At 70.9% G+C, this 12668-nt stretch carries 9 protein-coding genes; 3 read left to right on the top strand and 6 right to left on the bottom strand.

What is annotated here, in order from left to right; translation table 11 throughout:
- Window positions 1-58: 58 nt before the first annotated feature.
- The gene (locus tag OHU34_RS41950) at window positions 59-808 is read left to right on the top strand and encodes an SDR family NAD(P)-dependent oxidoreductase (protein WP_405771678.1); all 750 of its coding nucleotides are present in this window, start codon (window positions 59-61) and stop codon (window positions 806-808) included.
- Window positions 809-918: 110 nt separating this feature from the next.
- On the opposite strand, the gene OHU34_RS41945 is transcribed toward OHU34_RS41950, so the two are convergent.
- Entirely contained in the window at window positions 919-2124 is a 1206-nt protein-coding gene (locus OHU34_RS41945; RefSeq protein ID WP_405771675.1) for an FAD-dependent oxidoreductase, read from the bottom strand.
- A gap of 1127 nt (window positions 2125-3251) precedes the next feature.
- Between OHU34_RS41945 and OHU34_RS41940 the strand changes: the two genes are divergently transcribed.
- The gene (locus tag OHU34_RS41940) at window positions 3252-6992 is read left to right on the top strand and encodes a family 78 glycoside hydrolase catalytic domain (RefSeq protein ID WP_405771672.1); all 3741 of its coding nucleotides are present in this window, start codon (window positions 3252-3254) and stop codon (window positions 6990-6992) included.
- A 65-nt stretch (window positions 6993-7057) separates the two neighbouring features.
- Here the strand turns inward: OHU34_RS41940 and OHU34_RS41935 are convergent, their stop codons facing one another.
- The 3 genes from OHU34_RS41935 to OHU34_RS41925 all read right to left on the bottom strand — a co-directional run bounded on the left by OHU34_RS41935 (window position 7058) and on the right by OHU34_RS41925 (window position 8180).
- Complete coding sequence (locus tag OHU34_RS41935) at window positions 7058-7732, bottom strand: DUF4232 domain-containing protein (protein ID WP_405771669.1); 675 nt, start codon at window positions 7730-7732, stop codon at window positions 7058-7060.
- 89 nt (window positions 7733-7821) lie between these two features.
- Window positions 7822-7992 carry a hypothetical protein gene (locus OHU34_RS41930; protein ID WP_160160033.1) on the bottom strand — a complete coding sequence of 57 codons (171 nt, stop codon included), beginning with the start codon at window positions 7990-7992 and terminating at the stop codon, window positions 7822-7824.
- Window positions 7989-8180, bottom strand: a complete 192-nt coding sequence (locus tag OHU34_RS41925) for a hypothetical protein (RefSeq protein WP_142268290.1) — start codon at window positions 8178-8180, stop codon at window positions 7989-7991. The genes OHU34_RS41930 and OHU34_RS41925 overlap by 4 nt, the downstream gene beginning before the upstream one ends.
- Window positions 8181-8377: 197 nt before the next feature.
- Here OHU34_RS41925 and OHU34_RS41920 point away from each other — a divergent pair, with 197 nt between their 5' ends.
- Window positions 8378-10675: an ATP-binding protein gene (locus OHU34_RS41920; protein ID WP_405771665.1), complete on the top strand. Its 2298-nt coding sequence runs from the start codon at window positions 8378-8380 to the stop codon at window positions 10673-10675.
- Between the two features lie 135 nt (window positions 10676-10810).
- On the opposite strand, the gene OHU34_RS41915 is transcribed toward OHU34_RS41920, so the two are convergent.
- Window positions 10811-11914, bottom strand: a complete 1104-nt coding sequence (locus OHU34_RS41915; protein WP_142268292.1) for a HAMP domain-containing sensor histidine kinase — start codon at window positions 11912-11914, stop codon at window positions 10811-10813.
- Window positions 11907-12641, bottom strand: coding sequence for a response regulator transcription factor (locus tag OHU34_RS41910; protein WP_142268293.1), 735 nt, complete (start codon window positions 12639-12641; stop codon window positions 11907-11909). Before OHU34_RS41910 ends, OHU34_RS41915 begins: the two co-directional genes overlap by 8 nt.
- Window positions 12642-12668: the final 27 nt, after the last annotated feature.

Below are 12668 nucleotides of genomic sequence, written 5' to 3'. Positions count from 1 at the left end.
TACACGGACATGACTCCGATTCACATCCGAAGACGATGACGCGGTGGGAAGGACGGCCATGCTGCAGCGCCGTGTTGTGGTGTCAGGAGGCGGTACCGGCATCGGCCTGGCGACCGCGCACAGGTTCGCCGCCGACGGGGACCGTGTCGTCCTGCTCGGCCGGCGCGAGGACGTGCTGCGCAAGGCCGCCGAGGAGTTGAACGACGCCCACGGCGAGTCGACGGCCGGCTGGTACGCGGCCGACCTCTCGGACCCCGAACAGGTAGGCGGGGCAGTCGGGTTCATCACCGAGGACGAGACGCCTCTCGGGGTTCTGGTCGCCAATGCCGGCGGCAACGTCGCTCCTTCGCGCGACGGCTCGCTCGCCGCGATCGCCGACAGCTACCGCCGCAACTTCGACGCCAACGTCCTGACCGCCGTTCTCCTTACCGAAGCTCTGCTCCCCCACATGCGCCGACCCGGGGGTCGCATCATCCAGCTCTCCTCGATCGCCTCCTTGCGCGGTGCCGGCTCCTACGGCGGCTCGAAGGGCTGGATCAACAGCTACACGTACGACCTCGCCCAGCGGCTCGGCCCCGAAGGCATCACCGCGAACGCGGTCGCCCCCGGATTCGTCGCCGACACCGAGTTCTTCGGAGACCGCGCCACACCGGACTTCGTCGCCTCCCGGGTCGCCCAGTCCCTGACGGGCCGCGCCGGCCTGCCGTCGGAGATCGCCGCCGCCGTCCACTACGTGGCGTCGCCCGAGGCCGCGTACATGACGGGGCAACTGCTGCACATCAACGGGGGCGCGGCACTGGGGCGATGAAGCGCGTCCGGCGTCGTACTGCCGAGGCATGTCAGGCAAGTGGCCGGTTTGGCGTGCGGGGGCGGCGAACTCGGACGGTGCCCTTCGGCACCGCCCGAGCAATGCGGTGACTATTCGGGCAGGGGCAGGTGCCCGATCACTTTCTGGCCGACGAACGCGGACATGCGCAGGGCGTGGTAGGCGTAGTCGCGCATGGCCTGCTCGTATCCGGCGACGCCGTCGAGGAGCGGCCTGTCGTCGGCAGCGACGGCGAGCAGTTGATCGCCCAGGGCGTGTGCGTCGCGCAGTGCGGTGTTGGCTCCGATGCCCAGGGCGGGGCTCATGGCGTGAACGGCGTCGCCCATGACGGTGATGTGGGACGGTTCCCAGGCGTCGACGGGCACGCAGCTGCGGCACTTGAGGGCTTGCACGGTGACGGTGTCCCACAGGCGGACGGTGTCGACCAGGGCCGGGTGCCAGCCGGCGACGCGCTGCAGGGCGTGCGCCTTGAGCTCGTCGGGGCCGGTGGTGAACAGTTCGTCGTCGGGGAGCATCAGGTCGGGCAGGGAGTTGAAGATGCTCAGCGCATAATCGGCGGTGGCCTCGCGCCGGAAGCCCGGGTCCTGCTCGGCGATCAGCGGTGATGCGGGGTCGGTGCGCTCCAGCGGGCCGAGGGTCAACCCGGTGAAGTCGGCGTCGTAGGCCAGCGAGAAGGCGTTGAACAGCTCTGCTGGCAGGGTGGCCTTCGCCTCGTCGGTGAGATGGATCTTCGCAGCGATGTGACGGGAGCCTAGGTCGGCCACCTGGACCTGAGGCAGGCGCTGTGCGCGGACCGCCGAGTTGATGCCGTCCGCGGCGATGAGCACGTCGGCCTCGACCGTGGCACCGCCCTCCAGCAGCACGGTGACCGACGAGTCGAGGTGGGTGCGGTAGCCGGTGACCTTGGCACCGAAGTGCACGGCCTTCTCCAGGCCGAGGTAGAGGATGCGGCGCAGAGTCGAGCGGCACACCACCAGGTGCTCGGGGATGTCGGCGGGCACGCCGGTGCCCTCGGTGGCCGACCTGTCCCGGCCGGGGCGGAGGTTGAGCTGCTCGTCGAAGAGGAGCATGTCCTCGCTCGGCATGCCGCAGGTCGCCAGGAACAGCTCCCACAGTCGAGGCTCCAGCGCCGCGTGCAGCGCGGAGGTCCCGGTGGAGTTGATGTGGATCCGGTACCCGGCCTCGCGTGCCGCGATATCGGCGTCGCGTTCGTAGACGGCCACGTCCAGGCCGTTCCGGTTCAGGTAGTGGGCCAGCGTCAGCCCGGCGAGCCCGCCGCCGGCGATGACAATGCGCATTTCAGACACAGTACTCCCAGTGCAGAGTTCTTCTCTTACTCGGAGCACACCAGGACTCCCCCAAAGGGGAGGACGTTGACGCAGAACGGAAAACCGGTGACCTGCGGTCCGGACTACCAACCGGAGAGCAATTTCGTGTGCCGTAAAAGCGTACACCGACGGTCGACCACCAGGGACGGATCAACCACACAATGTGCGGGAGTTCACTTTTCTGCGCCCTTGCGGAAAACTTCGTCCAATTACTCCATAAAGCCTTGACGCATCACGAGACACCTGGTCAGCCAAACATGACTTGCCCAGTGAGAGAATACGTGCTCGCATTCCCACCGGCCGCGCGGCGCCATGGATGGTCACCCTTGTCGGACTTCGGCGCGCTCGCACCGCATGAGCCGAGCTTCTTGCGGTTGCGGATCCGGCCCCTCTCCTCAGGGAGGATGCCGCCGGATGCCGCGTCTGCATATGTAGGCCCGGTTCCGGCCGGGGCCGTACGTCCTGACGGCACGCACCCTGTCCGGCCGATACGCGGGCGGCCAGGACACCGGACATGGCGCGCGGACGGCCGCCGGCACCGGTTCGGGCCACTGCGACGAGTCGGCACACCGACCGACGGCGACGAACGGCGTGAAGAGCCTCCGCTGCTGCTCGACGCCAGGTGCAGCTTGGTGGTCAACCCGCCGGCCGGGCGGCCGAGTCGTGATCGTCGGGGTTCGGCGAAGTCACACCGGAAGTTCCTCCTGAGGCTCCCCCGTCATGCGCGGCGGCAGTATGCCGCCAGGTCCGCGCCACTCGCACCACGGTCCCGGCAGACGCCCCGAGGGCGGCCCCTTCGGGCTTCTGCGGTGCGCTGACGTCCCATCGAAGTCAGGACGCGCCGCCACCCGGTGAGGGTGCGACCGCAAGCGAAGGACTCGGCGGATCTATTGACGTCACTCGTCAACTCTCGTAGTTTTCCATCGCCTTGGCAGTTTGAAACGATTCAATCCCACTGTCGAGGCTCGCTGTGTGCTGCCGTCGAACCGGTCATCGTCCACCCACCACAGGCTGCGCCCGGACCGGGAGCCGCCGTCCGAGCCCACCGCTCAGCCCGGCCGTCCTGCTTCGCCTGACCCGCGTGAAGGAGTACTCCGTTGGCAAGCCAGACCACTCCCCCCACCCCCGACTCGCCCGCGCACCCCGAACAACCCCCGTTCAGCCGACGCCACTTCCTCGGCACGGCGTCGGCGCTCGCCGCGGGTGTCATCGCGACGGGAGCCGCCGGCCGCGCACAGGCGGCCACCGGCACACCGCGCGCCGAGCCCGTCGAGCTGTCCCGGGCCCATTGGATCTGGTACCCGGAAGACAATCCCGGCACCGACGCCCCCACCGGACACCGCTACTTCCGTACCGCTTTCACCGTCGCGGAGGGCGAGGTGACCGACGCACAGCTCGTCGTCACCGGTGACGACACCGTCGATGTGTGGCTCAACGGAACGCCTCTGGCCGGCTCGCCCAGAGTCGCCCGTTCCTGGCGCAACGCGCTGTACGTGGATCTGCGGTCGGCCGTGACCACGGGGAGCAACACCATCGCGCTGGCAAGCCGCAACCAGGGCGGCTCGGCCGGGGTCATCGGACGGCTGCGCGTCGTGACCGCCGGTGGCACCACCGATGTCGTCACCGACGGGAGCTGGGTCGCTGGCAAGGCCGTGTCCTCGGGATGGGAACAGCCCGGCTCCGGTGTCGAAGGCTGGCCGGCCGCCCGCGATCTCGGCGCCTACGGAGCGGCACCCTGGTACGCCGAGGTCGCCGCCCCCGATCTCGCCGCGCCTTCACCGCTGAGCGTGGACGCCTGCACCGTGGAGCGTCGCGCCAGCCCGCTGGGCGTGGACGCAGCGCACCCGCGCTTCGGCTGGGTCCTCGACTCGACGGAGCAGCAGCAGCGCCAGGGCGGCTACCGGATCCAGGTCTCGTCCACGGCCCGGGGCTCCGGCGACCTGTGGGACAGCGGCCGGGTCCCGTCCGACCGGCAGATCGACATCGCCTACGCAGGCAAGCCCCTGAGGAGCCTGACCCGCTACTTCTGGCGGATGCGTGTCTGGGACGTCCAGGGCCGGGCGTCCTCGTGGAGCAAGCCGCAGTGGTTCGAGACCGGGCTGCTGTCGGCCGCGGACGAGTGGTCCGCCGCGTTCATCGGGCGGCCGCCGGGCCCTGATCTGTCCGGGGCCACCTGGATCTGGTACCCGGAGGGCGATCCCGCGGCCGGCGTACCCGCCGCGACTCGTTTCTTCCGGCGCACCTTCGGCTTGACCGATGTCCCCGCCGTCGCGACCCTGATCGTGACCGGGGACGACACCGCGGACGTCTGGGTCAACGGGGCTCCGGTGAGCACCTCAAGACGAGTGACCGACTCGTGGAAGAGCGCCGCACTGGTCGATGTCACCGCGCACCTTCGCAGCGGCGACAACACGATCGCGGTCGCGAGCCGGAACACGAGCCAGTCCCCGGCCGGCGTCATCGCCAAACTCCTGGTGCCCGACGGCCCGACCGTGGTGACAGACGGATCGTGGAAGGCGCACCAGGACGCGCCGTCAGGATGGGAAGACCCCGGATACGACGACGGGGACTGGCCCGCGGCACGCGCGGTCGCCTCGTACGGCGGCGGCCCATGGGGGTCCGGCGTCCGGGTCGTCGGGCCGGCCCCGCTCCTGCGCAAGAGCTTCACCGTGCGTGGGCGAGTCGCCTCGGCACGGCTGCTGACCACCGCGCTCGGTCTGCACGAGACCCGGCTCAACGGTGCGAAGGTCGGCGACGGCGTGCTGGCCCCCGGGTGGACCGACTACACCAAGCGCGTGCAGTACAAGGTGTTCGACGTCACCGCGCACGTCCGGCGGGGAGCGAACGCGCTCGGCGCATGGCTCGGCAACGGCTGGTTCTCCGGCAGTCTGGGCTTCGCCGGCAACCAGCGCTACGGCACTCAGCCGTTCTACGCGGCGCAGCTGCTCATCACCTTCACCGACGGGTCCACGCAACTGGTGACGACGGACAGCAGCTGGAAGACCGGCACAGGCGCCATCACGGCGGACGATCTGTACCACGGCGAAACCTACGACGCGCGTCTGCACACCGAAGGCTGGGACTCGGCCGGTTTCGACGACCGCGACTGGGCGGCCGTGGTCGTGCACGCCGGGCCCACTCCCCCGCTGGTCGCCCAGGTCGACAACGGTGTCACCGTCCAGCACGAGTTCCGCTCCGTGTCGATCACCCAGCCACGGCCAGGGGTGTGGATCTTCGACCTGGGGCAGAACTTCACCGGCTGGAACCGCATCGCGGTCCGTGGCGACGCCGGCACCACGGTCACCGTCCGGCACGGGGAGGTCCTCAACCCCGACGGCACGCTCTACACCACGAACCTGCGCGCCGCGCAGGCCACCGACTGTTTCACCCTCGCCGGCACCGGGAGCGTCGAGACGTACGAGCCCCGGTTCACCGTCCACGGCTACCGTTACGTCGAACTCAGCGGGCTGCCTTCCGATTTCCGGCCAGGCGACACCACCGTCGTCGGCCGCGCGGTATGGACCGACGCCGGGCAGCCGGGCACGTTCAGCACCTCCGACACGCTGATCAACAAGCTGCAGCACAACATCGTGTGGGGCGAGCGCAGCAACATGCTCTCGATCCCGACCGACTGCCCCCAGCGGGACGAACGCCTCGGCTGGACAGGAGACATCGCCGCCTTCTGTGCGACGTCCGCCTTCAATCTCGACACGCACGCTCTCCTGACCAAGTTCGTCGACGACCTGACGGACGCCCAGCAGGCCAACGGCGCCTTCACCGACGTCGCGCCCGCGGTCATCGCCGGTTCCGGCACTGCCGGATGGGGTGACGCGGGAACGATCATTCCCTTCACGCTGTGGCAGCGCTTCGGTGACCTCACCGTCGTCGACAAGCACTTCACGGCCATGACCAAGTGGGTCGACTACCTGCGCGACACCTCCGGCAGCGACCTGATACGCGATCAGCAGACCTTCGGCGACTGGCTGAACGTCGACGACAACACGGCTCAGGACCTCATCTGCACGGCCTACTTCGCCTGGTCGGCACGTCTGGTGTCCCGTATGGCGGCCGCCACCGGCCGCAGCGCGCAGGCCACCGCCTACGGACAGCTCGCCGACCGGGTGGCGGCGGCCTTCCGCACCCGATTCGTCACGGACGACGGCACCGTCCGTGACAACACCCAGACCGGTTACGTGCTGGCGCTGGCCTTCGAGTTGCTGCCCTCCTCGCTGGTCCGGCCGGCCGCGGACAAGCTCGCCGCCAAGGTCGCGGCGACGGACGGTCACCTCAGCGTCGGCTTCCTCGGCGTGGAGAACCTGCTGCCCGTACTGGCCGACCACGGTCATGTCGAGACGGCCTACCGGATACTGCTGCAGCGCGGCTTCCCGGGCTGGGGCTACATGATCGACCAGGGCGCCACCACGATCTGGGAACGCTGGGACGGCATCCGTCCCGACGGCTCGTTCAACGACCCGGGCATGAATTCCTTCAACCACTACGGGCTCGGCTCGGTCGGCGACTTCCTCTATCGCCAGGTCGGCGGACTCGGCCCCGCCGGCCCCGGCTACGCCTCTCTGCGCATCGCGCCGCGGCCCGGCGGCGGCCTGACCTCCGCCGTCAGCACGTACGCCACTCCCTACGGCAGCGCGTCAAGCAGCTGGTCGGTCTCCGGCAACCGGCTGAAACTTCACGTCACCGTCCCCGTCAGCACGTTCGCCACCGTCACCGTGCCCACCCCACGGCCGGAATCGGTCGTCGCCCCGGCCCAGGCCGTCCCGGCAGGCCCGGCGAACTACCACCTGCCGGCCGGGCACTACACCTTCACCGCGGCTGCCTGACCACCGCCGGCATGCGGGGACGGCGGAACAGCGCCGTCCCCGCGCATCCGGCGCGCAACGGACCGTCAGAAGTCGTCCGCGCCGTTGCGGAGTTCGGGTGTCCAGTAGCCGGTGAGCGCCTTGGCGGGGTCGACGGCGACACCACCGCTGCCGGGTGCGGTGACGGCGATGACGGTCGAGTCGCCGTCGAGCACGACGGAGAACGCCGAGACGGGCTCGTTGTCCTCGTCGGTGCCGCCGTCCGACAGCTTCACCAGCGCGTAGGCCGGCTCGCCCGCCCGAAGGACGACCGGTGTGCTCGGCTTGCTCTTGGCCACGGCCGGGACGTCCTGCTTGTGGCTCTCCAGGAACTGGATGTGCGGAAAGCCCGTCAGCCGGCAGGAGTGGCCCGAGGTGTTCTTCGCCGTCAGGACGAGGTGGGTGTAGGGCGGGCCGTCCTGGGTGGCGGCGGTGATGCCGACGTCCCCCGCGGCGCAGACCGGGGTCGTGGCGGAGGCCGTGTCGGAGTCGCCTCCGCCGGCGTTGCCCGTGGATCCCTCGGCGGTGGAGCCGTTCGATTCGGCCGAGCCGGCCGGGGCCGTGGTGCCGGTCGCCTGTCCCTGAGTCGCTTCGGCCGTGGCGGAGGCGGTCTGCGCGGCGGAGTCGGTGTCCGTGCCGTCCTGGCATCCGGTGAGGGAAAGCGCGAGGACGGCCGCGCCCGCGGTGGCGAGCAGGGTGGAGCGGTGACGCAGTGCGTTCATGGAGAGGGTTCCCTGTGAGTGGTGCGGGGCCGCGGCGGGCTGCCGTCGGCCGATGTCGGGGCGATCGGGGCGCGGTGGTCGCGCGGTCGTCAGTTGCCCATGCCCGGGCGGTAGTCCGACGGGAGCGTGTGGACGAACTCGCGGGGGTCGTCGTGCGCGGCCTCCAGCGACTCGGGGACGCTGTGGTAGCCGAGTGCGTACAGGTTCCGGCCGGGGTCCCAGGTGTTGTAGGCGTACGTCGCGTTGCGCTTGGTCTTCATGTCCGACGCGTGCCCAGGCCGATCGCGTCGTCGTCCTGGTGCGGCGAGTAGAAGATGGCCGGCTCGGCGGCGGCCGAGGCCGCCGGAGCCCGCACGGACTGGTGGACGACGGCTGCGGCGGTCAACGCCCCCGCTGCCAGAACGCTCCGCCTGGATACGGCGAAGGTCGGGCCGTCGATGCTGTTCATCAGATGTTCCCCGTTTGACGGTCGGCGGTCCGCGCGACAGCGGACCTCACGGGCGGGAGGAGGTCAGCCCCTCGCCTGCCGCCAGTCGATCACCTCCCCGGCCTGCGGCCCAGGCGGTTTCACCGGCAGAACTGTCATCGGCCATACTTCTGCCGGGGCTCGCATCCGGACGGGTCCGGTGATCGGGGACATCGACTGTGTGGAGTGGCGCACCCGCCACGGGGGACTTCGGGCAGCAGGTGCGCGCACTGCGCGTGCACGCCGGACTCAGCCAGGAGGCACTGGCCCATGCCGGCGGCGTGAGCGTGCGCGCGTTGGCGGACATGGAACGCGGGCGAACCCGTGGACCGCAGCGTCGCACCGTGCAGGCACTGGCCGAAGCGCTGGGACTGGACGATGCCGCCGCCGGGCGACTGGAGCGGGCCGCCGCCCTGGGCCGTCCTCGGACGGCACCCGCGCCGGCCGTGCACACCGCCTTGGCGTTGCCGCGCGACCTCCACGACTTCACGGCCCGCGGTCCGGCCCTTGCCCGCCTGGAGGACCTGGCGGAACGCGCCGACCCCGCCCGTGCGGCGGTGAACCTGGTCACGGGCCAGCCGGGGCTGGGCAAGACCGCGTTCGCGGTACGCGCCGCGCACCGACTCGCACCGCGCTTCCCGGACGGTCGGTACGCCCTCGACCTGCACGGCATGGATCCCGAGCCGACCACACCACGCGACGCACTCGCCCGGTTGCTGCGGGCGCTGGGAGTCTCACCCGCCGCGATACCGGCCGACACGGACGACCGGTCCGGGCTGTGGCGGTCCATGGTCGGCGACCGGCGCGTCCTCCTGCTGCTGGACAACGCGGCCCACGAAGACCAGATCCGCCCCCTGCTGCCCGGCGACGGCCCGTCGTTGACGATCGTCACCAGCAGGAACTCCCTGGCCGGCCTGGAGTCGGTGCACCGCACCGATCTGGCCCTCCTGCGGCGCGAGGAAGCGGTCCAGCTCCTGACCCGCATCATCGGCCCGGAACGGATCCAGGCGGAGACCCAGGCCGCCCGTGACCTGGCCGACCTGTGCGGACACCTGCCTCTGGCCGTCCGGATCGCCGGTCAGCGGCTCCGGAGCAGACCGCACGAGCGCCTCGACAAGCTCGTCGCCCGGCTCGCCGCCGAGGGGCGTCGACTGGATGGTCTCCAGGCCGGGAACCTGCGGATACGCGCCGCCTTCGCCCTGTCGTACCGACAACTGCGCCCGGCGGCACGGACGTTTCTGCGCCGCGCCTCGCTAGCCGCCGGTCCCGACTTCAGCCCCGCGACGGTGGCCCTCCTGGCCGACCTGCCGTACGCCGACGCGGCGGCCTGTGCGGAGGAGTTGACCGACGCCGGCCTGCTGCAGAGCGACCCCGCCGCGGAGCGCTACCGGTTCCACGATCTGCTCAAGCTGTACGCCGCCGAGCAGACGGAAGCCGAGGACGATCCGCGGGAGCGAGAGGCGGCCCTGGACCGGGCGGCCCGGTGGATGCTGCGCCGGGCCACCGCCGCCGCCCTCCGTTTCGACGTCGAACACCACCAGGACGCCCCGCACGGCGATCCCGATCCCAGCGGAGCGCCCCTCGACCGGGAAGAGGCCCGGGCCTGGCTGGAGAACGAACGCCACCAATGGCTCGCCGCACTGCGCCGGGCCCACGACACCGGGCACCACCGGCAGGTCCTGGACACGGCGGAGGCGATGCACTGGTTCTCGGACCTCAACCAGCACTGGGAACTGTGGGCGGAGGTGTTCCGGCGCTCCGCCGACGCGGCCCGCGCCCTGGGCGACACACGGGAAGAGGCCGTCCACCTCAACTACCTCGCCTGGGCCTACAACCTCTGTCTCCACGACCCGCACGCCGCCCTGACGACCGCCGACGCCGCGCTCGTCGCGGCCCGTGCCGGCCAGGACGAACTCCAGGTGGGCTGGGCGCTCGGCTATGGCGCCGGAGCCCTGCACCGGCTGGGCCGGGCGGACGAAGCGCACGCGCGCTTGCGTGAGGCCGCCCGCTGCCTGGGCGCGCAGTGCTCCCCGCAGGCCCGGCTGGCCGAGCTCACCGTCCTGAACACGCTCGGTGCCCACCTGCGTCAGGCCGGCCGGACGGGCGAGGCCCTGGACCTCCACCGCCGCTGCGCGGACATCTGCGACGGCGGGATCCCGGGCATGCCCGACGGACTGATCGCGATGTACCACGCCGTCGCCCACCAGCAGATCGGCAACGACCTGGCCGCCATGGGCCGCCGGCACGAAGCCGAACCTCCGCTCCGCCGCGCCCTCGCATACTTCGAGAACGCGCAGATGCCCGCCTGGGCCGAGCCGGCCCGCCTCGACCTGGGCCGCGTCCTCAGCGCACTGCGTCATCCGGAGGCCCGTCAGACGCTGCTCGCCGCCCGGGACGCCCTCGCCGCGCTGAGGAGCCCGCTGCAGGGCGACGCCGCCACCGCACTGGCCCTCGACGAACTGACCACGGGCTCCTGACGCACGTGGCTTCGCCCGAGGTCGCGTACATGACGGGGCAACTGCTGCACATCAACGGGAGTGCGGCCCCGGGGCGGTGAAGCGCGCTCCACGCCGAGCGGGGCGGCCGTCCGGGGTCCGCTCGGGAACGATCGCCTACGGCGTGCCGGGGAGCCGGACCGTGACGAGGAGACCTCCGGTGGGGAGGGGGACGAGGTCGAGGGTCCCGTCGTGGGCGCGGACGATGCTGTGCACGATGGCCAGGCCGAGGCCGACGCCGGCGTGCTCGTCGGTGCGTACGCGTTCCGTTCCGCGCCGGAAGGGTTCGGTGAGGGTCGATATCCGTTCCGGTGGGAGCCGACGGCCCGTGTTCTCGACCCGCAGCACGCTCGTGTCGCCGTGTGCCCCGGTGCGGACCGTCACGGTGCCGTCGGCGGGGAGGTTGTGGACGATGGCGTTCTGGACGAGGTTCGTCACCATCCGCAGCAGGAGCTCCGCGGAGCCGCTGGTCCGGGCCGCCCCGCCGGTGACGTCGAGGGTGATCCGGCGCTGTTCGGCGAGGGGAAGCAGCGTCTCGGCGGCCTCTTCGGTGAGGAGGGAGAGGTCGACGCTCTCGCGGGTGAAGTTTCCGCGGTCGCCGCGGCCGAGCAGCAGAAGGGCCTCGGTGAGGTCGATCGCCCGCGCATTGACGGCGTACAGGCGTTCGATGAGTTCGCCCCGGTCCCGCGTGGGGTCCTTGCGGGCGACGTCGAGGAGGGTCCGCGAGATGGCCAGCGGGGTGCGCAGTTCGTGGGAGGCGTTCGCGGCGAACCTCTGCTGCTCGGCGACGTGGGACTCGAGTTGGTCGAGCATCGAGTCGAACGCGTCGGAGAGCTCACGGAACTCGTCCTGGCGGCCCTTCATGCGGATCCGGTGGGACAGCGATCCCTTCCCGGCCATCCGTGCCGCGTCGGTGATCCGGGTGAGCGGTGCGAGCATCCGGCCGGCGAGGATCCATCCCCCAAGGAGGCCGAACACGAGGAGGAAGGTCAGCGCCGTGGCCGCCGCGGGGGCGAAGCCGCGCAGGAGGTCGGAGCGGTTGGGCCCGACGATGATCACGGCGCCGAACTTCTCCTGGAGGGATCCGGGGTCGTCGGCCGGTAGCCAGCGCAGCACGAATACCCACATGACGGCCAGCAGGAGAGTGCCGGCGACGAAGAGGAATCCGGCGTAGCTGAGGGTCAGTTTCAGCCGGGCGCTGTGCCCTGGGCGTCTATGCATCAGTGCCGCCGGAGCCGGTGGCGTTCATGCCGGATGCGCCGACCCCGCCGGGGTCGGCGATGTTCGTACCGGTGTCGATCCGGTAGCCGACGCCGGGCACCGTGGCGATGATCCAGGGTTCGCCGAGCCGTTTGCGCAGTGCGGAGACGGTGATGCGCACGGCGTTGGTGAGGGGGTCGGCGTTCTCGTCCCAGGCCCGTTCCAGCAGCTCTTCGGCGCTGACGACCCCGCCCTCGGCGGCCACGAGGACTTCGAGGACGGCGAACTGCTTACGGGTGAGCGCGACGTAGCGTCCGTCGCGGAAGACCTCCCGGCGGAAGGGGTCGAGCCGGAGGCCCGCGATCTCGCGGACCGGGGGCCGGGCATGCGCGCGTCTGCGGTCGAGCGCCCTCAGTCGCAGGACGAGCTCGCGCAACTCGAACGGTTTGGTGAGGTAGTCGTCCGCGCCCAGCCCGAAGCCGGAAGCCTTGTCGTCGATCCGGTCGGCGGCGGTGAGCATGAGGATCGGGATGCCGCTGCCGGAGGCGACGATGCGCCGGGCGACCTCGTCGCCGGAGGGGCCGGGGATGTCGCGGTCGAGGACCGCGAGGTCGTAGGAGTTGACGCTGAGCAGTTCCAGGGCGGAGTCGCCGTCGCCGGCGATGTCGGCGGCGATCGCCTCCAGCCGCAGACCGTCACGGACGGCTTCGGCCAGGTAGGGCTCGTCCTCCACGATCAGTACGCGCATGTCCGCAGCCTAAGCAGCACTGCATAT

The sequence above is a fragment of the Streptomyces sp. NBC_00080 genome, from assembly GCF_045041255.1.
Lineage (GTDB): Bacteria > Actinomycetota > Actinomycetes > Streptomycetales > Streptomycetaceae > Streptomyces > Streptomyces coriariae.
Note: the sequence above shows the minus strand (reverse complement) of the source record. Positions and strands in the feature narration are given on the sequence as shown.

What these genes read in the sequence shown, in the direction of transcription:
- OHU34_RS41925 (WP_142268290.1), bottom strand. Translation starts at nt 8,180, where the DNA reads ATGAACAGCATCGACGGCCCGACCTTCGCCGTATCCAGGCGGAGCGTT.
- OHU34_RS41935 (WP_405771669.1), bottom strand. Translation starts at nt 7,732, where the DNA reads ATGAACGCACTGCGTCACCGCTCCACCCTGCTCGCCACCGCGGGCGCG.
- OHU34_RS41950 (WP_405771678.1), top strand. Translation starts at nt 59, where the DNA reads ATGCTGCAGCGCCGTGTTGTGGTGTCAGGAGGCGGTACCGGCATCGGC.
- OHU34_RS41930 (WP_160160033.1), bottom strand. Translation starts at nt 7,992, where the DNA reads ATGAAGACCAAGCGCAACGCGACGTACGCCTACAACACCTGGGACCCC.
- OHU34_RS41915 (WP_142268292.1), bottom strand. Translation starts at nt 11,914, where the DNA reads ATGCATAGACGCCCAGGGCACAGCGCCCGGCTGAAACTGACCCTCAGC.
- OHU34_RS41945 (WP_405771675.1), bottom strand. Translation starts at nt 2,124, where the DNA reads ATGCGCATTGTCATCGCCGGCGGCGGGCTCGCCGGGCTGACGCTGGCC.
- OHU34_RS41910 (WP_142268293.1), bottom strand. Translation starts at nt 12,641, where the DNA reads ATGCGCGTACTGATCGTGGAGGACGAGCCCTACCTGGCCGAAGCCGTC.